Source organism: Pseudomonas sp. 9.2(2024) (assembly GCF_039695385.1).
GTDB classification, from domain to species: Bacteria; Pseudomonadota; Gammaproteobacteria; order Pseudomonadales; family Pseudomonadaceae; genus Aquipseudomonas; species Aquipseudomonas paraglycinae.
This window is the reverse complement of the sequence record NZ_CP155585.1, coordinates 1,501,813-1,523,640: the sequence shown is the minus strand read 5'-3', so window position 1 is coordinate 1,523,640 and position 21,828 is coordinate 1,501,813. Positions and strand designations below refer to the sequence as shown.

The following is a 21,828-nucleotide window of genomic DNA, read 5'->3' as shown; positions in this document are numbered from 1 at the left end:
GCCTATTTGACCTGTCCCAGGTTGGCCTCACTCAAGTCGAGCTCGCCCAACACTTCACGCAACACATCATCACCGATCTGGTGCTGACGGCTGAGGCTGTACAACTCGAGGCGTTGCGCGCGCAGCGCCTTGAGTCGCAGGCGGCGCTCCAGCAGATCCATCTGGAACGCCAGCGCCTGGGCTTCGGCCGAATCGTTGAACACCTCCAGTTGATGACGATACTCGGACATGATCCGGGCCTTGAGCTCCGCTGCCAGCGCGGCTTGCGCGGCATCCTGCGGGTTGACCTCTTCGGTCTCCAGCGCATGAATCGCTGCTTCCGCCGTCTTGCGCCAGGCGTCGCGCACTTCCTGACGGCGTTTATCGTCCGGGCTCTTTTCGATGCCGCGCAACAGCAACGGCAGCGCAATGCACGCCGCCACCAGCGACAACAGGATCACCCCGGCGGCGATGAAGATCAGCAGATCGCGCTCGGGGAACGCCTCGCTGCCCATCAGCATCGGCACCGACATCACGCCTGCCAGGGTCACCGCACCGCGTACGCCACCGACGGTCAGCAGCCAGCAGGAACGGGCGGTCGGCACTTGCGTCAGATCTCCCTTGCCGCGCAGGCGGCGCAGCAACACCGACAGGCGCCAGATGCTCTGTACCCAGATGAAACGCAACAGTACAAGCGCCAGGAAGATCGCCACCACATCGAGACAGCGATAGAACAGGGTCGGCCACAACGAGGTCTCGTGGCTGACCACCGCTTTGATGATGTCCGGAAGTTGCAGCCCCAGCAGCAGGAAGATCAGGCCATTGAAGGCGAATTCCAGTAACGACCAGACACTGCGGTTGAGCAAACGCGTGCTGGTCTGGCGCGGCAGCAGATCGAGCCAGCTCTGCATCATCCCCGCCGCCACTGCCGAAAGGATGCCCGACGCGCCAAGCCGTTCGGCCAGCACGTAAGCGGCAAACGGCAGCAGCAACATGAACACCACGTGGGTCGCCGGATCGTCCCAGCCCCGGGCGATCATCCAGGCGCGCAACCGGCCGACCAACCAGCTCAGTGCCACACCGACCGCCAGCCCGCCGACTGCCACCAGCACGAAGGTCAGACTGGCATTGGCCAGGGAAAACGCACCGGTCACCGCGGCAACCAAGGCAAATTTGAATGTCACCAGGCCCGAGGCATCATTCATCAACGCCTCGCCTTGCAGCATGTGCATTAGCGGCGTCGGCAAACGGTTTTGCGCGATGGCCGAGACCGCCACGGCATCGGTCGGCGACAGCACCGCCGCCAGCGCAAAGGCCACCGGTAAAGGAATCGTCGGCAGCAGCCAATGAATGAAGTAACCGGCGCCGACCACGGTAAACAGCACCAACCCGACTGCCAGCGTCAGCACCGGCCCGCGCAGGCGCCACAATTCGCGCTTGGGCATGCGCCAGCCATCGGAAAACAGCAGCGGCGGCAGGAACAGAAACAGGAACAGTTCGGGATCAAGGGCCACGTGCAGGCCGAGGGTCGGCCAGGCCAGCAAGGCGCCGGCGGCGATCTGTACCAGTGGCAGCGGCAGCGGAATCACCCGTCCCACCAGGCGCGAGACACTGACCAGCATCAGCAGGATCAGGACGGTATAAGCGGTTTGCATAAAGCGGAAATCCCGGACAATCGACAGCGTTGAACTGCCATATTAGCCGCTTAGGCTGTGGCTGACCGTTGCACCTATGTCGCAGGCCCCCTCCGTAAAAGCAACCTCGGCGCCGCGAAACCGTCTGGTCATGGCATAATCCGACACCATTTTTTTCCAGCACCTGTAAAGGGGGCAATTCCTTGACCGTTTCAAGCAAAACGTTGCACCTTTTCGGCATCAAAGCCTGCGACACCATGAAAAAGGCGCGCACCTGGCTCGATGAACACGCTGTCAGCTATGACTTCCACGATTACAAGACCGCCGGCATTGACCGTGAGCACCTGACCCAATGGTGCGACGAGCATGGCTGGCAAACGGTGTTGAACCGCGCAGGCACGACCTTTCGCAAACTCGACGACGAACGCAAAGCCGATCTCGACCAGTCGAAAGCCATCGAACTGATGCTCGCTCAACCCTCGATGATCAAGCGCCCGGTGCTCGATCTCGGTGACCGAACCCTGATTGGCTTCAAGCCAGATATCTACGCGGCCGCCCTCAAGTAAGCAGCCCGTCACTTTTTGTAGAGGTATTCACATGTCCAACTCCCTGTTCAGTATTGCCTTCGGCGTCGGCACCCAGAACCGTCAAGGTGCTTGGCTGGAAGTGTTCTACGCCCAGCCGCTGTTGAACCCTTCGGCCGAACTGGTTGCCGCTGTTGCACCGATCCTCGGCTACACCGAAGGCAACCAGGCCATCACCTTCACCACCGCACAGGCTGCGCAACTGGCTGAAGCCGTGAAAGGCATCGACGCGGTACAAGGCAAGCTGCTGACCCGTCTGGCTGAAAGCCACAAGCCGCTGGTCGCCACCCTGCTGGCCGAAGACGCGCAACTGACCTCGACCCCTGAGGCTTACCTGAAGCTGCACCTGCTGTCCCATCGTCTGGTCAAGCCGCACGGCGTGAGCCTGGCCGGGATCTTCCCGCTGCTGCCGAACGTGGCCTGGACCAGCCAGGGCGCAATCGACCTGAGCGAACTGGCCGAGCTGCAACTCGAAGCCCGTCTGCGTGGCGAACTGCTGGAAGTGTTCTCGGTGGACAAATTCCCGAAAATGACCGACTACGTAGTACCGGCCGGCGTGCGTATCGCTGACGCGGCGCGTCTGCGTCTGGGCGCCTACGTGGGCGAAGGTACCACCGTGATGCACGAAGGTTTCATCAACTTCAACGCCGGCACCGAAGGCCCGGGCATGATCGAAGGCCGCGTTTCCGCTGGCGTATTCGTCGGCAAGGGTTCGGACCTGGGCGGCGGCTGCTCGACCATGGGCACCCTGTCGGGCGGCGGCAACATTGTGATCAAGGTCGGGGAAGGCTGCCTGATCGGCGCCAACGCCGGTATCGGTATCCCGCTGGGCGACCGCAACACCGTCGAGTCGGGCCTGTACGTGACCGCCGGCACCAAAGTCGCGCTGCTGGACGAGCACAACAACCTGGTCAAAGTGGTCAAGGCTCGTGAACTGGCTGGTCAGACCGACCTGCTGTTCCGTCGCAATTCAGAAACCGGCGCTGTGGAATGCAAGACCCACAAATCGGCGATCGAACTGAACGAAGCACTGCACGCTCACAACTAAGCGCCAGAAGCTCACCTGAGGGAGCCGGCCTGTTTGCCATGGCGTTCGAAAGATCGCCATCGCGGGCAAGCCCGCTCCCACAGGGTTCGGCGTTAACCCGCCCATCTTCACCAGGGCTTGAAACCGTGATGATTCCCTCCCCCTGGCGCGCCGATTTCCCGGCCATCGCCACCCTGCAACGGCAAGACCAGACTTACCTGGACAACGCCGCCACCACGCAAAAACCCCAGGCCCTGCTCGACGCGCTGGCGCATTACTACGCCAATGGCGCGGCCAACGTGCATCGTGCCCAACATCTGCCCGGTGCCCACGCCACGCAGGCGTTCGAGGACAGTCGCCTGAAGGTTGCCCAGTGGCTGAATGCCGGTGACAGCGGGCAGATCATCTTCACCCACGGCGCCACCAGTGCGCTGAATCTCCTGGCCTATGGCCTGGAACATCTTTTCCATCCGGGCGATGAAATTGTCATCAGCGCCCTGGAGCATCACGCCAACCTGCTGCCTTGGCAGCAACTGGCACAACGTCGCGACTTGAAGCTGATAATCCTGCCGCTGGACGATGACGGTGTGATCGACCTCGCCGCTGCCGTTCACCTGATTGGCCCGCGCACTCGCTTGCTGGCGGTCAGCCAGTTGTCCAACGTGCTTGGTGCATGGCAACCATTGCCGGCGCTGCTGGCGATGGCCAAGGCGTACAACGCGCTGACCGTGGTCGATGGCGCTCAAGGTGTGGTCCACGGTCGGCATGACGTCCAGGCCCTTGGTTGCGACTTTTACGTGTTTTCCAGCCACAAGTTGTACGGCCCCGATGGCCTCGGCGTGCTGTTCGGGCGCAACGCAGCGCTCGAACAACTGCGCCCGTGGCAATTCGGCGGCGAGATGGTGCTGGAAGCCAACTATCACGAATCCCGTTTCCGCCCTGCACCGCTGGGCTTCGAAGCGGGAACGCCGCCGATTGCCAGTGTGATCGGACTTGGTGCGACCCTCGACTATCTGGCCGGTCTGGATCAGGACGCGGTGTCCGCCCACGAAGCGGCGCTGCACGATTACCTGTTACGTGGCCTCGCCGCCCGCAATGGCATTCGTCTGTTGGGCAAGCCGCAATTGGCGCTGGCGAGTTTTGTCGTGGAGGGTGTGCATAACGCCGATCTGGCGCACTTGCTGACCGAACAGGGCATCGCCGTACGTGCCGGGCATCACTGTGCGATGCCGCTGCTCAAGCGTTTCGAACTGGCCGGGGCGATTCGTGTGTCGCTGGCGCTGTACAACGATTCCGAAGATCTGGAGCGCTTCTTCGAAGCGCTGGATCAAGCGCTGGAGTTGTTGCGATGAGCCTGCCGGTAGAAGCCGCCGAAGCGCTGCAAACGTTTCAGAACGCCGCCGGCTGGGAACAGCGGGCGCGATTGTTGATGCAGTCTGGCGATCGTCTGCCGCCGTTGAGCGATGCGGACAAGTGCGAGGCCAATCGAGTGCACGGCTGTGAAAGTCAGGTGTGGCTGGTTGGCGAATTGCGCGACGACCGCTGGCAATTCGCGGCGAGCAGCGATGCACGGATGATTCGCGGGTTGGTGGCGTTGTTGCTGTTGCGGGTCAACGGTTTGACCGCTGGCGAGTTGCAGTTGGTTGATCTGCCGGACTGGTTCAATCAGCTTGGGCTGTCGCGGCAGTTGTCGCCATCGCGCAGCAATGGCTTGAATGCCGTGCTGCAACGGATGCGTGAACTCGCCCCGAACTGATCGTTCCCACGCTCCGCGTGGGAATGCAGCCCGGGACGCGCTGCGTCCCAAATCAAGAGCCGAACGCGGAGCGTCCGTTGAGGCATTCCCACGCGGACGGTTCGACGCCTCGACGTGGGAACGATCGGCGACGTAGAGCGTGGGAACGATCGGTCACTGGTCAGGCCTGAGGCTTGACCCGATCCGCCGGGCGCCGAACGCCCGCCACAATCTTGTCCACCGCCTTGGTCGCCGCGACCATGCCGAACGTCGCCGTCACCATCATCACCGCGCCAAACCCGCCGGCGCAGTCCAGCTTCACACCGTCGCCGACAAAACTCTTCTGCAGGCAAATGCTGCCGTCCGGTTTCGGATAGCGCAGCTGTTCGGTGGAGAACACGCACGGCACGCTGTAATGGCGGGTCACGGTGCGCGAGAAACCATAATCGCGGCGCAACGTAGAACGCACTTTCGAGGCCAGCGGATCGTTGAATGTACGGTTGAGGTCGCAGACCTGAATCAACGTCGGATCGATCTGCCCGCCCGCCCCACCGGTGGTGATGATCTGGATCTTGCGGCGCTTGCACCAGGCGATCAGCGCGGCCTTGGCGTTGACCGCATCGATGCAGTCGATCACGCAGTCGATGTTCGGCGTGATGTATTCGGCCATGGTGTCGCGGGTGACGAAGTCCGCCACGGCGTGCACCTTGCAGTCCGGGTTGATCCCGCGCAGACGCTCGGCCATCACCTCCACCTTGGGCTTGCCGACGGTGCTGTCCAGCGCATGCAACTGACGGTTGGCGTTGCTGACGCAGACGTCGTCGAGGTCGAACAGCGAAATCTCGCCCACCCCGCAACGGGCCATGGCTTCCGCCGCCCAGGAGCCGACGCCGCCAACGCCGACAATCGCCACATGGGCTGCGCGCAGACGCTCGAGGCCCTCGATGCCATACAAACGGGCGATGCCTGCAAACCGCGGATCTTCTGTACTCATGACCATTACCCTAAAAACCGGCGCGCATTATAGGGCCGTCGGCGGCCAAGAGCATCTTTGCGCTATGAACGGCGAACGCGCCTGCTTTAATTAAAGCTGCACGTAACAAAGATTTGTCTTACACACTGAAACGAAAGAACTTAAGTCAGGTTGGATTGCCCAACGTCCGGCATTTCCCTGTCTCTTGTAGGACTTGGCGAACTGCCGGTGTAGGATGCGCGCCCTCTTGGCGTCAACCAGCCGACCCTTCGTTCCACAGCCTTTGGAACCCGACACAGCTATGTCATCGCGTAAATTTGGACTCAACCTGGTGGTGGTTCTGGCAATCGCCGCCCTGTTCACCGGTTTCTGGGCGCTGATCAACCGCCCCGTCTCCGCGCCGAACTGGCCGGAGCAGATCTCCGGTTTCTCCTATTCACCATTCCAGCAAGGACAGTTCCCACAGAAGGATCAGTATCCGTCCGACGATGAAATGCGCCGCGACCTGGAGATCATGAGCAAGCTGACGGACAACATCCGCATCTACTCGGTCGACGGCTCTCTGCAGGACATCCCGAAACTGGCGGAAGAATTCGGCCTGCGCGTGACCCTCGGGATCTGGATCAGCCCAGACCAGGAACGCAACGAGCGGGAAATCACCCGCGCCATCGAACTGGCCAACACTTCGCGCAGCGTGGTTCGCGTAGTCGTCGGTAACGAAGCGATCTTCCGCAAGGAAATCACTGCCCAGGAACTCAGCGTGTTGCTCGACCGCGTGCGTGCGGCCGTGAAAGTGCCGGTGACCACCTCCGAACAGTGGCACGTCTGGGAAGAGCACCCGGAACTGGCCAAGCACGTCGACCTGATCGCCGCGCACGTGCTGCCGTACTGGGAATTCATTCCGGTGGACAAGGCCGGGCAGTTCGTTTTCGACCGCGCCCGCGACCTGAAAAAGATGTTCCCGAAAAAGCCGCTGCTGCTGTCCGAAGTGGGCTGGCCGAGCAACGGCCGCATGCGCGGTGGCGCCGATGCGTCGCCGGCGGATCAGGCGATCTACCTGCGCACGCTGGTCAACAAACTCAATCGCCAGGGCTTCAACTACTTCGTGATCGAAGCGTTTGACCAGCCGTGGAAGGCCAGCGACGAAGGCTCGGTCGGCGCTTACTGGGGCGTGTTCAACGCCGCGCGCCAGCAGAAATTCAACTTCGAAGGCCCGGTGGTGGCGATCCCGCAATGGCGCGTGCTGGCCATCGGTTCGGTGGTGCTGGCGCTGTTGTCGCTGACCCTGCTGATGATCGACGGCTCGGCCCTGCGTCAGCGCGGCCGTACCTTCCTGACCTTTATCGCGTTCCTGTGCGGTTCGGTGCTGGTGTGGATCGGCTACGACTACAGCCAGCAATACAGCACGTGGTTCAGCCTGACGGTGGGTTTCCTGCTGGCGCTCGGTGCGCTCGGGGTGTTCATCGTGTTGCTGACCGAGGCCCACGAACTGGCCGAAGCGGTGTGGATTCACAAGCGTCGCCGTGAATTCCTGCCGGTGGTCGGCGATTCGGACTACCGCCCGAAAGTCTCGATCCACGTGCCCTGCTACAACGAGCCGCCGGAGATGGTCAAACAGACCCTCAACGCCCTGGCCAACCTCGACTATCCGGACTTCGAAGTCCTGATCATCGACAACAACACCAAAGACCCGGCGGTCTGGGAACCGGTGCGCGACTACTGCGAAACCCTCGGCCCGCGCTTCAAGTTCTTCCACGTCTCGCCCCTGGCCGGTTTCAAGGGCGGTGCGCTGAACTACCTGATCCCGCACACCGCCAAGGACGCCGAAGTGATCGCGGTGATCGATTCGGACTACTGCGTGCACCCGAACTGGCTCAAGCATATGGTGCCGCACTTCGCCGATCCGAAAATCGCCGTGGTGCAGTCGCCACAGGACTATCGCGACCAGAACGAAAGCACCTTCAAGAAGCTTTGCTACGCCGAATACAAAGGCTTCTTCCACATCGGCATGGTCACCCGCAACGACCGTGACGCGATCATTCAGCACGGCACCATGACCATGACCCGCCGTTCGGTTCTGGAAGAACTGGGCTGGGCCGACTGGTGCATCTGTGAAGACGCCGAACTCGGTCTGCGGGTATTCGAGAAAGGCCTGTCGGCGGCGTATTACCACGACAGTTACGGCAAGGGTCTGATGCCGGACACCTTCATCGACTTCAAGAAACAGCGTTTCCGCTGGGCCTACGGCGCGATCCAGATCATCAAGCGCCACACCCGCAGCCTGCTGCGCGGCAAGGACACCGAGCTGACTCGCGGCCAGCGTTACCACTTCCTCGCGGGCTGGCTGCCGTGGGTCGCGGACGGCATGAACATCTTCTTCACCATCGGCGCGCTGTTGTGGTCGGCGGCGATGATCATCGTGCCGCAACGGGTCGATCCGCCGCTGCTGATTTTCGCGATCCCGCCGCTGGCGCTGTTCGTGTTCAAGGTCGGCAAGATCATCTTCCTCTACCGTCGCGCCGTGGGCGTGAACCTCAAGGATGCGTTCTGCGCGGCCCTGGCCGGACTGGCGTTGTCGCACACCATCGCCAAAGCGGTGCTGTACGGCTTCTTCACCAGCAGCATTCCGTTCTTCCGCACCCCGAAAAACGCCGACAACCATGGTTTCTGGGTGGCGATTTCCGAGGCCCGGGAAGAGCTGTTCATCATGCTGCTGTTGTGGGGCGCGGCGCTGGGGATCTTCCTGGTGCAGGGCATTCCGAGCAACGACATGCGCTTCTGGGTGGCCATGCTGCTGGTACAGTCGCTGCCGTACGTGGCGGCGCTGATCATGGCGTTCCTGTCGTCGCTGCCAAAACCTGCGGCTGCGCCTGAACCGGCACCGGTGGTCTAAATCCTTCCGGATGCACTAAACGGCGGCCAATGGTCGCCGTTTTGCTTTAAGATAACCGCCATTTTGCGCGCCTTGCCCCCCAGCTTTCGGAGTTTTCCATGACGGCCCACGCCGACCTTTCGCCGACCCTCCAACTCGCCATCGACCTGATCCGCCGTCCGTCCGTGACGCCGGTCGACGCCGATTGCCAGAAGCAGATGATGCAGCGCCTGGGCGATGCCGGTTTCCAGCTGGAACCGATGCGCATCGAAGATGTGGATAACTTCTGGGCGACTCACGGTAAAGGCGACGGCCCGGTGCTGTGCTTCGCCGGTCACACCGACGTGGTGCCGACCGGCCCGGTGACTGCCTGGCAGATCGACCCGTTCAACGCGGTGATCGACGAGCACGGCATGCTTTGCGGTCGTGGCGCGGCGGACATGAAAGGCAGCCTGGCTTCGATGACCGTCGCCGCCGAGCGTTTTGTCGCCGACTACCCGGATCACAAGGGCAAGGTCGCGTTCCTGATCACCAGCGACGAAGAAGGCCCGGCGCATCACGGCACCAAGGCCGTGGTCGAGCGTCTGGCAGCCCGTAACGAGCGTCTGGACTGGTGCATCGTCGGCGAACCGTCGAGCACCACGCTGGTGGGCGACGTGGTGAAGAACGGTCGTCGCGGCTCCCTCGGCGCCAAATTGACCGTGCGCGGCGTGCAGGGCCACGTGGCCTATCCGCACCTGGCGAAGAACCCGATCCACCTCGCCGCCCCGGCCCTGGCCGAGCTGGCTGCCGAGCACTGGGATCACGGCAACGATTTCTTCCCGCCGACCAGTTTCCAGATTTCCAACGTCAACTCCGGCACCGGCGCGACCAACGTGATTCCGGGCGATCTGGTGGCGGTGTTCAACTTCCGTTTCTCCACCGAATCGACCGTCGAAGGCCTGCAGAAACGCGTCGCCGGCATCCTCGACAAGCACGGCTTGGACTGGCACATCGACTGGGCGCTGTCCGGTCTGCCGTTCCTCACCGAACCGGGCGCACTGCTCGACGCGGTGTCTTCGAGCATCAAGGACATCACCGGCCGCGAGACCAAGGCATCCACCAGCGGCGGCACCTCCGACGGTCGTTTCATCGCGACCATGGGTACGCAGGTTGTTGAGCTGGGCCCGGTCAACGCGACCATCCACCAGGTCAACGAGCGCGTACTGGCGGCCGATCTCGACGTGCTGACCGAGATCTACTACCAGACCCTGATCAAGTTGCTCGCCTGATGCTCGCGTGCCCGATCTGCAGTGAACCGCTGAACGCGGTGGACAACGGCGTGGTCTGCCCTGCCGGCCACCGCTTTGACCGTGCGCGCCAGGGTTACCTCAACCTGCTGCCGGTGCAACACAAGAACAGCCGCGATCCCGGCGACAATCAGGCGATGGTCGAGGCCCGCCGCGACTTCCTGAACGCCGGGCATTACGCGCCGGTGGCCAAGCGTCTGGCGGAACTGGCGGCGAGTTATGCGCCAGCCCGTTGGGTCGATATCGGTTGTGGCGAGGGTTACTACACCGCGCAAATCGCCGAGGCTTTGCCCGATGCTGACGGTTACGCGCTGGATATCTCGAAGGAGGCGGTCAAGCGCGCCTGCAAACGCAATCCGGCGCTGACCTGGTTGATCGCCAGCATGGCCCGGGTGCCTTTGGCTTCCGGCAGCTGCCAGTTTCTGGCCAGTGTCTTCAGTCCACTGGACTGGGAAGAAGCCAAGCGCCTGCTCAGCGTCGGCGGCGGCCTGATGAAAGTCGGCCCGACCAGCGGCCATCTGATGGAACTGCGCGAACGCCTGTACGACGAAGTGCGCGAATACACCGACGACAAGCATCTGGCCCTGGTGCCGGAAGGCATGGCGCTGGCGCACAGTGAAACCCTGGAATTCAAACTGACGCTGGACAAGCCCGAGGATCGCGCCAACCTGCTGGCGATGACGCCCCACGGCTGGCGCGCCAGTGCCGAGCGCCGCGCGGCGGTGATCGAACAGCCCGAGCCGTTCGTGACCACTGTCTCGATGCGCTACGATTATTTCGTTCTTCAATAACTTTTGGTCTCGGGCAACGACCCGGGGCCGGCTAAATCCGCGAATGGATTTTTCAGACCCGCAGTGAGGACATCCATGCGCCAACCGGACATCGAGATTTACCTGAAAGACGCCGACGTCGACCACAAGGCCATTTCCGCCTGGCTGGGCGCCGCGCTCGGCCCGTGCAGCGACTGGGTACAGAAAGGCCAGACTTACAAGTGCAAGGCCGGCAACATCCCGGTGACCTGGCTGCCGAAAGCCGTGGGCAAGTGGAACAGCCTGTATCTGGAAAGTGATGCGACCCCATGGGACGACGACATCGCCTGCGCCCGCGCAGCCTTTGCCGCGCTGAACGTCGAAGTGCGCTGCGCGCCGGGGACGTGGGTCGAGGAAGAAGGTGAAGAGACGGCGGATCGCTGGATCCGGATCAGCGCCGATGGTGAAGAAGAAATCACCTGGAAAACTGCGTAACAGACAATGCACAAAACCTGTGGGAGCGAGCTTGCTCGCGATTGCGGTCGGACATTCAACATCAATGTTGACTGAAAGGACCCCATCGCGAGCAAGCTCGCTCCCACAGTGCTTTTGGTGTTCTGAAGATTTGCGTTACAGGCCTACAACGTCTTCAGCCTGCAACCCCTTCTGCCCTTCCACCACCGCGTATTCAACCTGCTGACCCTCGGTCAGCGAACGGTGGCCTTCGCCGCGGATCGCGCGGTAGTGCACGAACACGTCCACCCCGTCTTCGCGCTGAATGAAGCCGTAGCCCTTGGCGTCGTTGAACCACTTCACGTTGCCGGTTTCACGTGTTGCCATCTGTTCATACTCCTTTTTTATTATTGAACAGGCTTTTCGCAGGAAAGCCTTTGAGGAACGTCAGCCTGCGTCCGACGTCCATAAAAGGGCCCCGGCGACAGATCGCCGAGTATATGACAGGCGGCAAAACTCTCAACAGGAGATTACTTCGCCGCTTTTTTGCCGATTTTCGAGTAATCCGGCAAACTGTCGCCCTCCCGAGCAAACGCTCGGTTTATCCACTCACGCAGAAGCCGTATGACCCGTTCCCCGTTCCGCCGTCTTGTGTTTGGCACCTTGCGCCGACTGTTGTATCTCTGGGTTCGCTCCGAGACGATCAACCAGTCGTCGTTCACCCTCAACCTAGACCGCAGTCGTCCGGTGTTCTACGTCCTGCAAAACCCATCGCTGACTGATCTGGCGGTGGTCGACACCGAGTGCACCAAGGCCGGTCTGCCGCGCCCGGTGCTGCCGGTGTCCGTGGGTTCGCTGATCGAACCGGCGGCGTTCTTCTACCTGACGCCCGACCCGGACTGGCTCGGCCGCCAGGACAAGCGCGGCGCGCCGCCGACCCTGACCCGCCTGGTCAGCGCCCTGAGCCAGAACGCTGCCGAAGATGCACAGATCATTCCGGTCAGCGTGTTCTGGGGCCAGTCGCCGGACAGCGAGAACAGCCCATGGAAACTGCTGTTCGCCGACAGCTGGGCCGTCACCGGACGCCTGCGCCGGCTGCTGAGCATCATGATTCTGGGACGCAAGACTCGTGTGCAATTCTCCGCACCGATCCACCTGCGCGAACTGATCGAACACAACAAGGGCCACGAACGCACCGTGCGCATGGCCCAGCGGATCCTGCGGGTGCACTTCCGCAACCTGAAAGCTGCGGTGATCGGCCCGGACATTTCCCACCGCCGCAACCTGGTCAAAGGCCTGCTCAACCAGCCGCTGGTCAAGCAAGCGATCCTCGACGAAGCCGAGCGCGAAAACATCTCCCCGGAAAAAGCCAAGGCCCAGGCCCTGCGCTATGGCAACGAGATCGCCTCGGACTACACCTACACCGCGATCCGTTTTCTGGAAGTCGTACTGAGCTGGTTCTGGAACAAGATCTACGACGGGATCAAGGTCAACCACATCGAAGGCGTGCAGAAGGTCGCCCAGGGTCACGAAGTGATCTACGTGCCGTGCCACCGCAGCCATATCGACTATCTGCTGCTGTCGTACCTGCTGTTCCGCAACGGCCTGACCCCGCCGCACATCGCCGCCGGAATCAACCTGAACATGCCGGTGATCGGCAGTCTGCTGCGCCGTGGCGGGGCGTTTTTCATGCGCCGCACGTTCAAGGGCAATCCGCTGTACACCTCGGTGTTCAACGAATACCTGCACACCCTGTTCACCAAAGGTTTCCCGGTCGAGTACTTCGTCGAAGGCGGGCGCTCGCGTACCGGGCGCATGCTGCAACCGAAAACCGGGATGCTCGCGATCACCCTGCGCAGTTTCCTGCGTTCGTCGCGGATGCCGATCGTGTTCGTGCCGGTGTACATCGGTTATGAGCGCGTGCTCGAAGGCCGCACCTACCTTGGCGAACTGCGCGGCGCGAGCAAGAAGAAAGAATCGATCTTCGACATCTTCAAAGTCATCGGCGCGCTCAAGCAGCGCTTCGGCCAGGTGGCGGTGAACTTCGGCGAGCCGATCAAACTGGCGGAATTCCTCGACAGTGAACAACCAGGCTGGCGCCAGCAGGAACTGGGCCCGCAGTTCAAACCGGCGTGGCTCAACGAAACTACCAACCGCCTCGGCGAAAAAGTCGCGCAGCACCTGAACGAAGCGGCGGCGATCAACCCGGTCAACCTGGTGGCGCTGGCGCTGCTGTCGACCACCCGCCTGGCACTGGATGATCGGGCCATGGCGCGGGTGCTGGATCTGTATCTGGCGCTGCTGCGCAAGGTTCCGTATTCGCCGCACACCACCTTGCCGGAAGGCGATGGCCGCGCGTTGATCGAGCATGTGAAGGACATGGATCTGCTGTCCGAGCAGAACGATGCGCTGGGCAAGATTCTGTATCTGGACGAGCAGAACGCCGTCCTGATGACCTATTACCGCAACAACGTGCTGCACATCTTCGCCCTGCCGGCGCTGCTGGCGAGCTTCTTCCAGAGCACCTCGCGCATGAGCCGCGAACAGATCCTGCGCTACACCCGCGCGCTGTATCCGTACCTGCAATCGGAACTGTTCATCCGCTGGACCCTGGACGAACTGGATGCAGTCATCGATAAGTGGCTGGAAGCGTTCGTCGAACAAGGCCTGCTGCGTTTCGAGAAAGACGTGTACCTGCGCCCGGCACCGAGCTCGCGGCATTTTGTGCTGCTGACCCTGCTGTCGAAGAGCATCGCCCAGACCCTGCAACGGTTCTACATGACCGTTTCGTTGCTGCTCAACGCAGGCCAGAACACTATCAGCGCCGAAGAACTGGAAGACCTGTGTACGGTCATGGCCCAGCGCCTGTCGATTCTGCACGGTCTGAACGCGCCAGAGTTCTTCGACAAGAGCCTGTTCCGCCACTTCATTCAGACCATGCTCGACCTCGACGTGCTGCGTCGCGACGAAGCCGGCAAGTTGAGTTACCACGAACTGCTCGGCGAACTGGCCGAGGGTGCGGCCAAACGGGTGTTGCCGGCGGAGATTCGCCTGTCGATCCGTCAGGTAGCCCTGCATCGCAGCGAAGATGCGGCCGATCAGGTCGCCGCCCCTGTGCAAAGCGACTAAATTCCTACAGGCGCCACGCTTCTTCTGGCGCCGTCGATACGGAGATCTCCGATGAAAAAACTTTCCCTTCTTGCCGCCGCCACCCTGCTCAGCGCCTGCCAGTCGACCGCTCCGGCCGGCAAGGTCAGCCTCGACGGCGAAGTGTTCTACCTGCAACGCATCGCCCTGCCGCCCAGTGCGACCTTGAGCGTGAGCCTGCAGGACGTTTCGCTGGCCGACGCTCCGGCCGTGGTACTCGACGAACAGAAAGGCCCGGTCAAAGGCCAGGTGCCGCTGCCGTTCCACTTGAGCTACGATCCGGCCCAGGTCAAACCCGGCCACCGCTACTCGGTCAGCGCACGCATCGAAGTCAACGGCGAGCTGATGTTCATCACCACCGAAAACCATGCCGTGCAGCTCGATGGCAAGGATCCGCAGCCGCTGAAGATCCGCGTCGACGCCGCCCGCTAACCCTCTCCGAACAAGGAAGCCGCCATGCTCCGCCCTACCCTTCGCTTCGCCGGCCTGTGCGCGGGCCTGATGATCTCCGCCAACGCACTGGCCCTGTCCCTCAGCGACCTGTCGCAAGGCGACGCCACCGGTGGCCTCAAGGATGCCCTGACCCAAGGCGCGCAACTGGCCGTCAAACAACTCGGCACCCCGGGCGGCTTCAGCAACAACCCGGACGTGAAAATCGAACTGCCGGGCAAACTCGGCAAAGTCGCCGGCAAGATGAAAGCCTTCGGCATGGGCGCCCAGGTCGACGAACTGGAAACCGCCATGAACAAGGCCGCGGAAACCGCCGTCACCCAGGCCCAGCCGATCCTCGTCGACGCCGTGAAGAAAATGAGCGTGGAAGACGCCAAAGGCATCCTCAGCGGCGGCAACGACTCCGCCACCCAATACCTGGACAAATCCAGCCGCGAACAGATCCGCACCAAGTTCCTGCCCATCGTCAAACAGGCGACCGACAAAGTCGGCGTAGCCCAGAAATACAACGCCTTCGCCGGCCAGGCCGCAACCTTCGGCGTGGTGGATGCAAAAAGCGCCAACATCGAAAGTTACGTGACCGAACAAGCGCTCAACGGCCTGTTCGAAATGATCGGCAAACAGGAAGAAACCATCCGCAAGAACCCGGCCGCTGCAGCGACGAGTCTGGCGAAAAAAGTGTTTGGTACGCTCTAAGCCGACACGGCACGGGAGTGAGCTGTCTCACTCCCGTTGTTCAATCCGCCACCAGCAGATACACGTAAAAAGTACACCCACTCGCGCCCCATTTTCTTCTTCTCGAAAACCTGCAGCTCAACCAACCCGCTCAACGCCGACACCGCTGTGTTGTAGGCACAACCAAGGTGCTCCTTGACGTTCCCCGCCGTGAACTCCTTCGCCACCCCACTTCTGGCCACCTGATAAACCGCTCTCTGCCGCTCTGTCAGCCGATCAAAAAAGCCCGAACAGGTCAGCCAGTGCTCGAAGTTTTCGCTGTACGCCACACTCTTGCGATACACATCGGTAAACCCCTCCACCGCCCGCAGAATCACCGAACACTGAAACTCGATGAAGTACGTCAGATCGAGCTCATCGGCTTCGCTGTGCAAATACGACCGCCCGTACTTCACCGGCGCGTTGCGCAGTAAAAGACTGATCGCGATATAACGGAAGGCCGAAAAATCATGCTTGAACATGAACCAGTAAAACAGCGCCCTGGCGACCCGCCCGTTGCCGTCGCGAAACGGATGTTCGTAACCCAGGGCAAAGTGCAGCGTGATCGCCTTGATCAGCGGATGCAGGTAGTTTTTTTGCCGAGGTGAGCCCTGTGATTGATTGATCCACTGCGAGAGCAAATCCAGCCGCCTCCCCAATCCGGCGGCAGGCGGAGGCGTGTGCACGGTATTCCCTTCGCCATCCTGCACCACCACTTCATCGTTGGTCCTGAAAAGCCCGGGGTCATACTGCTCGTCATCAATGCCTTCGACACCGACTCGATGGATCGACGCTATCAACTCCACGCTCAATGGCTCGTAACGTTTTTCCCAGGCGAAATTCATCATCCGGTAATTACCCATGACCATCCGCTCATCCGGCGTACGCGGCTGACGCCGTTGCTTGAGCATGTCCTTGGCAACACGGGTAGTGGTCGCGGCGCCCTCCAACTGACTGCTGCTGATCGCCTCATCCTCGATCAGACCGTTAAGCAAATAACTGAAATGCGCCCGCTCGCCTATCTGGCTGGTCATGTACTCCAGCGACGCCGTCGTAGTTTGCCGATCAACCACTGAAAGTGCCTTCTGCGCGGTGGGCGTCGGCACAAACTTCCCCCACTGCGCCGGTTCCCCCAAAGGCAGAAGATGAATGTACTGAGCGACCCGTGCCATCTTGACCAACGCCCAACACAAACGCGAATCCAGCCCGCTGGCCCAGCGATACCGCAAATCCTCAAAAGGCAGATACCGCCCCTGATCATCCAGCGGCTTGAGCAACGCAAGATAATCCGCCAGACGCTGCTTGTGAGGCGCGCGCATCAACAACTCAAAGACCGGATCGGCCCGACCCTTCAATACCGGCGGTTTCTTCATCAACGCTGACTCAAACAAGGCTGAAAAACAGCCTCGAGTACAGCACCGCCAACACAGCGACTCAATATCGGAGCCGTCTGAAAAAAACGTAGGAGACGGCGCAAGGTCCTACAAAGCTGCTTGCTCCCAAAAGAAATGGGGTGCCCCCAGCCCCCCATCGCTAGCAAGCTAGCTCCCACAGTTGAAACGTGCTCCCCAAAAATGTGGCATAGCCACCCACTCAACACGATGAGCGTTAGCTCGAGTACCACTTTTGACGTGCCGGCCCCTTCGGCAGGCTGAGTGGAGGGATTTATCCGGGGGTAGGCGCGTAGCGCCGTTCGACGAAGTCGAACACATCGAGAGGAGGTGCAGCGAAGCAAACCGGAGGCGATGCCCCCGGATGAATCCCGGAACGAAGGAACCCCGAGCCCCAGCGAGGGGCCGAACGCCGGGGCCCAGCGTTTTGGTTACTTTTGGGCGTCTGCAAAAGTGACCCGCCGTAAGGGCGGAACCATAAGAAGCCGTTACCGCTGCAACGGATATGTACCCAAAACACCCAGAGCCTGGTCGGCCCAAAGGCCGCCACGCTCAAAGAGCCTCAAGCCTCCTTACGCACCCTGAACCAAGCCGCATACAACGCCGGCAAAAACAAAAGCGTCAAAGCAGTAGCAACAATCAACCCCCCCATAATCGCCACCGCCATCGGCCCAAAAAACACACTGCGCGAAAGCGGAATCATCGCCAGCACCGCCGCCAAAGCCGTCAACACAATCGGCCTGAACCGCCGCACAGTCGCCTCGATTATCGCCTGCCACGGCTTGAGCCCGGCGGCGATATCCTGCTCGATCTGATCCACCAGAATCACCGAGTTACGCATGATCATCCCCGACAGCGCGATCGTCCCGAGCATCGCCACAAACCCGAACGGCTGACGGAACACCAGCAGAAACAGCGTCACCCCGATCAACCCCAGCGGTGCGGTCAGAAACACCATCGCCGTGCGTGAAAAACTGCGCAACTGCACCATCAGCAACGTCAGCACCACGACAATGAACATCGGTACCCCGGCGTTCACCGACTTCTGTCCACGCTCCGAATCCTCCACCGTACCGCCGACATCCAGCAAATAGCCGTCCGGCAATTCGGCACGAATCGGATCAAGCGTCGGCATGATCTGCTTCACCAGCGTCGCCGGTTGCTCCTTGCCGTAAATGTCCGCGCGCACGGTCACGTTCGGCAGGCGATTGCGGTGCCAGATGATGCCTTCCTCGAAGCCATATTCCAGCGTGGCAATCTGCGACAGCGCGACGCTGCGACCGTTGTCGGTCGGCACCGCCAGACTCGGCAGCAACGACAGTTCGGTGCGCTCGTGCACGGTGCCGCGCAGGAGGATTTCGATCAGTTCGTTGTCCTCGCGGTACTGGCTGACGCTGGAGCCGGTCAGCGAACTCTGGAGGAATTTCGCCAGATTCGCCGTGCTCACGCCCAACGCCCGGGCGCGATCCTGATCGATGTTCAGGTACACGACCTTGCTCGGCTCTTCCCAGTCCAGATGCACGTTCACCACATGCGGGTTCTCGCGCACCTTGGCCGCGACCTTGCGCGCCAGAGCCCGGACTTCTTCGATGTGCTCGCCAGTGACGCGGAACTGCACCGGATAACCGACCGGCGGGCCGTTTTCCAGGCGCGTGACCCGCGAGCGCAGGGACGGGAACTGCTCGTTCAACGTGTCGATCAGCCACGTGCGCAGCGCTTCGCGCTCCTCGATGGTTTTCGCCAGCACGACGAACTGGGCGAAGCTAGCCGCCGGCAGTTGTTGATCCAGCGGCAGGTAGAAACGCGGCGAACCGGTGCCGACGTAAGCGACATAGTTGTCGATGCCGGCGTGATCCTTGAGCATCGCTTCCAGCCGTTTGACCTCACCCGTGGTATTGGCCAGCGAAGCGCCTTCGGCAAGCTTCAGATCGACCATCAGTTCCAGTCGCCCGGAAGCCGGGAAGAACTGCTGCGGCACGAACCGGAACAACGCCACCGACGCCACGAACAGCAGCACGGTGAGCACGATCACGGTTTTGCGCCGACGCACGCACCACTCCACCAGACGCCGTACCCGTTGGTAGAACGGCGTGCCATAGGGATCGGTCTGGCCGTCAGCCGTACCGTGTTTGGCTGCATGAATTTTCGCCAGATCCGGCAGGAGTTTTTCCCCCAGATACGGCACAAACACCACGGCCGCTACCCAGGATGCGAGCAAGGCGATGGTCACCACCTGGAAGATCGAGCGGGTGTATTCGCCGGTGCCGGACTGCGCCGTGGCAATTGGCAGAAAGCCTGCGGCAGTGATCAGCGTACCGGTGAGCATCGGGAACGCGGTGCTGGTCCAGGCGTAACTGGCGGCCTTGATCCGGTCGAAACCCTGCTCCATTTTGATCGCCATCATTTCCACGGCGATGATCGCGTCGTCCACCAGCAAGCCCAGCGCCAGCACCAGCGCGCCGAGGGAAATCTTGTGCAGGCCGATGCCGAGGTAATACATGCAGGCGAAGGTCATCGCCAGCACCAATGGAATGGTCAGCGCCACCACCATGCCGGTGCGTACGCCGAGGGAGAAGAAGCTGACCAGCAGCACGATGGCCAGCGCTTCGACCAGCACCTGAACGAACTCGCCCACGCCGGTTTTCACTGCCGCTGGCTGGTCGGAGACCTTGCGCAACTGCATGCCGGCCGGCAGGTTTTTCTGGATCCGGGCGAATTCGATTTCCAGGGCCTTGCCCAGCACCAGAATGTCGCCGCCGTCCTTCATCGCCACCGCGAGACCGATAGCGTCTTCGCCCATAAAGCGCATGCGCGGCGCCGGAGGATCGTTGAAACCACGCCGCACGTCGGCGACATCGGAGATACGGAACGTACGATCACCGACCCTGATCGGGAAGTTCTTGATCTCGTCGACCGTCTGAAAATTCCCCGACACCCGCAGCTGCAAACGCTCGCTACCGGTTTCGAAAAACCCTGCGGTGGACACAGCGTTCTGTTCCTCCAGCGCCTGCTGCACGGCTGCCAGCGGCAAGCCGAGTGTGGCGAGTTTGACGTTGGACAATTCGACCCAGACCTTCTCGTCCTGCAAACCGAGCAGATCAACCTTGCCCACGTACTTGACCCGTTGCAGCTGGATCTGGATGCGGTCGGCGTAATCCTTGAGCACCGCGTAGTCGAAACCGTCGCCGGTCAGCGCATAGATATTGCCGAAGGTGGTGCCGAACTCATCGTTGAAAAACGGCCCCTGAATCCCCGGCGGCAGGGTCTGGCGAATGTCGCTGACTTTCTTGCGCACCTGATACCAGAGATCCGGGATCTCCACCGAATGCATGGAGTCGCGGGCGATGAACGTGACCTGGGATTCACCGGGGCGCGAGAACGAAACGATGCGCTCGTACTCGCCGGTTTCCATCAGTTTCTTTTCGATGCGCTCGGTGACCTGACGCGAGACTTCCTGCGCCGTTGCGCCGGGCCAACGGGTCTGAATGACCATCGCCTTGAAGGTGAACGGCGGGTCTTCACTCTGGCCGAGCTTGGTGTAGGACAAGGCGCCGACAATCGCCAGCAAAAGCATCAGGAACAGTACGATCTGGCGATTGCGCAGCGCCCAGGCGGAAAGATTGAAACCCATCGGGGATTACTCCTTGTCCGCCAGATTGACCACGCGGTTGGAGCGATCCACCGGACGCACCTGCTGCCCTTCCAGCAGCACATGCACGCCAGCGGCGACCACCCAGTCGCTGGCGTTCAGGCCTTCGAGCACCGGCACGGTTTTCTCACCGAACGGGCCGGTGCGCACCGGGGTCTTTTTCAGGGTGTTGTTGGCGCTGACGACCCAGACGTAGGTCGCGCCGTTTTCGGCCGTCAGCGCCGAGAGCGGCACCGACAGCGGGATGACATCGGCGGTCTGCACGAAGACCCGCGCGCTCTGGCCCAGTTCTGCCGGAACCTTGCCGGAGGTGAACGAAATGCGTGCGGCGAAGGTGCGGGATTTCGGATCGGCGGCCGGCGACAGCTCGCGGATCTGCCCGGCGAAGCGCTGATTCTGTTGCGTCCACAGCTCCACCGAGACAGGCTGGCCGACCTTGAAGCGGCCGAAGCTCTGCTCCGGCAGGCTGATCAGCACTTCCCGTTCGCCATCAGTGGCGAGGGTAAAAACGGTCTGCCCGGCGGCGACCACTTGCCCGACTTCCACCGAACGCTTGGCCACCACGCCATCCTGGGGCGCGCGCAGCACGGCGTAACTGGCCTGATTGGTCGAGACGTTGAATTCGGCCTTGATCTGTTTGAGGCGGGCTTCGCCGGAGCGGTAGAGGTTCTCGGCATTGTCGTAGGCCGAGCGGCTGACCATCTGCCGTTCCATCAGGGTCTTGTAGCGGTCACGCTCGGCGCGCACCAGGTTCAGGTTGGCTTCGGCGGCCGCGACCTGGGCCCGGGTGGCTTCCAGTTGCAGGCGTACATCCTGCGGATCGAGTTCGGCGAGTGGTTGGTCGGCCTTCACGCGCTGACCTTCTTCGACCAGTCGTCGGCTGACTTTGCCGCCGATGCGGAACGCCAGATCGGGTTCGTAGCGGGCGCGAACCTCGCCCGGATAACTTTCCATCGCCTGCGCCGAAGGCTCTGGCTGCACCACCATGGCCGGTCGCACGCTGACTTGCGTCACCTCTTCCTTGCCACATGCCGACAATAAAAACGCCAGACTGACTGGCACCGCAAAGGACAACGCATGGCGGAACATGGTGAAGGACCTTTCGCTAAGGAGGCTTGGAATAATTATACTGGCCGGTATGTTATTAATAGCAAACTCACCAGTCCAGTATTAAAAGCGAAG

Annotated in this window: 17 protein-coding genes; 11 read left to right on the top strand and 6 right to left on the bottom strand. The window is 61.5% G+C overall.

What is annotated here, in order from left to right:
* Positions 1–2 precede the first annotated feature (2 nt).
* A complete protein-coding gene (locus ABFB52_RS06715) occupies positions 3–1,634 on the bottom strand; it encodes a Na+/H+ antiporter (protein WP_085748104.1) in 1,632 nt (543 codons plus the stop codon).
* A 182-nt stretch (positions 1,635–1,816) separates the two neighbouring features.
* Between ABFB52_RS06715 and ABFB52_RS06710 the strand changes: the two genes are divergently transcribed.
* The 4 genes from ABFB52_RS06710 to ABFB52_RS06695 all read left to right on the top strand — a co-directional run bounded on the left by ABFB52_RS06710 (position 1,817) and on the right by ABFB52_RS06695 (position 4,980).
* Positions 1,817–2,179: an ArsC family reductase gene (locus ABFB52_RS06710; RefSeq protein ID WP_003222107.1), complete on the top strand. Its 363-nt coding sequence runs from the start codon at positions 1,817–1,819 to the stop codon at positions 2,177–2,179.
* 31 nt (positions 2,180–2,210) lie between these two features.
* A complete protein-coding gene (gene dapD, locus ABFB52_RS06705; protein ID WP_007954762.1) occupies positions 2,211–3,245 on the top strand; it encodes a 2,3,4,5-tetrahydropyridine-2,6-dicarboxylate N-succinyltransferase in 1,035 nt (344 codons plus the stop codon).
* 125 nt (positions 3,246–3,370) lie between these two features.
* Positions 3,371–4,576, top strand: a complete 1,206-nt coding sequence (locus tag ABFB52_RS06700) for a cysteine desulfurase (RefSeq protein ID WP_129973417.1) — start codon at positions 3,371–3,373, stop codon at positions 4,574–4,576.
* Positions 4,573–4,980, top strand: coding sequence for a SufE family protein (locus tag ABFB52_RS06695; protein WP_129973418.1), 408 nt, complete (start codon positions 4,573–4,575; stop codon positions 4,978–4,980). Before ABFB52_RS06700 ends, ABFB52_RS06695 begins: the two co-directional genes overlap by 4 nt.
* A gap of 160 nt (positions 4,981–5,140) precedes the next feature.
* On the opposite strand, the gene tcdA is transcribed toward ABFB52_RS06695, so the two are convergent.
* Positions 5,141–5,959 carry a tRNA cyclic N6-threonylcarbamoyladenosine(37) synthase TcdA gene (gene tcdA / locus ABFB52_RS06690; RefSeq protein ID WP_039769652.1) on the bottom strand — a complete coding sequence of 273 codons (819 nt, stop codon included), beginning with the start codon at positions 5,957–5,959 and terminating at the stop codon, positions 5,141–5,143.
* A gap of 274 nt (positions 5,960–6,233) precedes the next feature.
* On the opposite strand from tcdA, the gene ABFB52_RS06685 reads away from it, so the two are divergent.
* From ABFB52_RS06685 to ABFB52_RS06670, 4 genes are all read left to right on the top strand, one after another.
* Positions 6,234–8,825 carry a glycosyltransferase gene (locus tag ABFB52_RS06685; protein ID WP_129973419.1) on the top strand — a complete coding sequence of 864 codons (2,592 nt, stop codon included), beginning with the start codon at positions 6,234–6,236 and terminating at the stop codon, positions 8,823–8,825.
* Between the two features lie 98 nt (positions 8,826–8,923).
* The gene (dapE, locus tag ABFB52_RS06680; protein ID WP_129973420.1) at positions 8,924–10,075 is read left to right on the top strand and encodes a succinyl-diaminopimelate desuccinylase; all 1,152 of its coding nucleotides are present in this window, start codon (positions 8,924–8,926) and stop codon (positions 10,073–10,075) included.
* Positions 10,075–10,884 (top strand): putative RNA methyltransferase, encoded by an 810-nt coding sequence (locus ABFB52_RS06675; RefSeq protein WP_096819640.1) that lies wholly within the window; start codon positions 10,075–10,077, stop codon positions 10,882–10,884. The genes dapE and ABFB52_RS06675 overlap by 1 nt, the downstream gene beginning before the upstream one ends.
* Before the next feature lie 75 nt (positions 10,885–10,959).
* Positions 10,960–11,337 carry a hypothetical protein gene (locus ABFB52_RS06670; RefSeq protein ID WP_039769649.1) on the top strand — a complete coding sequence of 126 codons (378 nt, stop codon included), beginning with the start codon at positions 10,960–10,962 and terminating at the stop codon, positions 11,335–11,337.
* A 135-nt stretch (positions 11,338–11,472) separates the two neighbouring features.
* Here the strand turns inward: ABFB52_RS06670 and ABFB52_RS06665 are convergent, their stop codons facing one another.
* Entirely contained in the window at positions 11,473–11,682 is a 210-nt protein-coding gene (locus ABFB52_RS06665) for a cold-shock protein (RefSeq protein WP_007954750.1), read from the bottom strand.
* Positions 11,683–11,919: 237 nt separating this feature from the next.
* On the opposite strand from ABFB52_RS06665, the gene plsB reads away from it, so the two are divergent.
* The 3 genes from plsB to ABFB52_RS06650 are packed head-to-tail and all read left to right on the top strand — an operon-like array spanning position 11,920 to position 15,588.
* Positions 11,920–14,424 (top strand): glycerol-3-phosphate 1-O-acyltransferase PlsB, encoded by a 2,505-nt coding sequence (plsB, locus tag ABFB52_RS06660; protein ID WP_134021754.1) that lies wholly within the window; start codon positions 11,920–11,922, stop codon positions 14,422–14,424.
* A 51-nt stretch (positions 14,425–14,475) separates the two neighbouring features.
* Positions 14,476–14,874: a YbaY family lipoprotein gene (locus ABFB52_RS06655; RefSeq protein WP_129974043.1), complete on the top strand. Its 399-nt coding sequence runs from the start codon at positions 14,476–14,478 to the stop codon at positions 14,872–14,874.
* A gap of 24 nt (positions 14,875–14,898) precedes the next feature.
* Positions 14,899–15,588 carry a DUF4197 domain-containing protein gene (locus tag ABFB52_RS06650; protein WP_129974044.1) on the top strand — a complete coding sequence of 230 codons (690 nt, stop codon included), beginning with the start codon at positions 14,899–14,901 and terminating at the stop codon, positions 15,586–15,588.
* Here ABFB52_RS06650 and ABFB52_RS06645 read toward each other — a convergent pair.
* From ABFB52_RS06645 to ABFB52_RS06635, 3 genes are all read right to left on the bottom strand, one after another.
* Entirely contained in the window at positions 15,585–16,979 is a 1,395-nt protein-coding gene (locus ABFB52_RS06645; RefSeq protein ID WP_129974045.1) for a Fic family protein, read from the bottom strand. The genes ABFB52_RS06650 and ABFB52_RS06645 overlap by 4 nt on opposite strands.
* A gap of 580 nt (positions 16,980–17,559) precedes the next feature.
* A complete protein-coding gene (locus ABFB52_RS06640; RefSeq protein WP_129974046.1) occupies positions 17,560–20,628 on the bottom strand; it encodes an efflux RND transporter permease subunit in 3,069 nt (1,022 codons plus the stop codon).
* Positions 20,629–20,634: 6 nt separating this feature from the next.
* Entirely contained in the window at positions 20,635–21,735 is a 1,101-nt protein-coding gene (locus ABFB52_RS06635; RefSeq protein WP_007954740.1) for an efflux RND transporter periplasmic adaptor subunit, read from the bottom strand.
* Between the last annotated feature and the right edge of the window lie 93 nt (positions 21,736–21,828).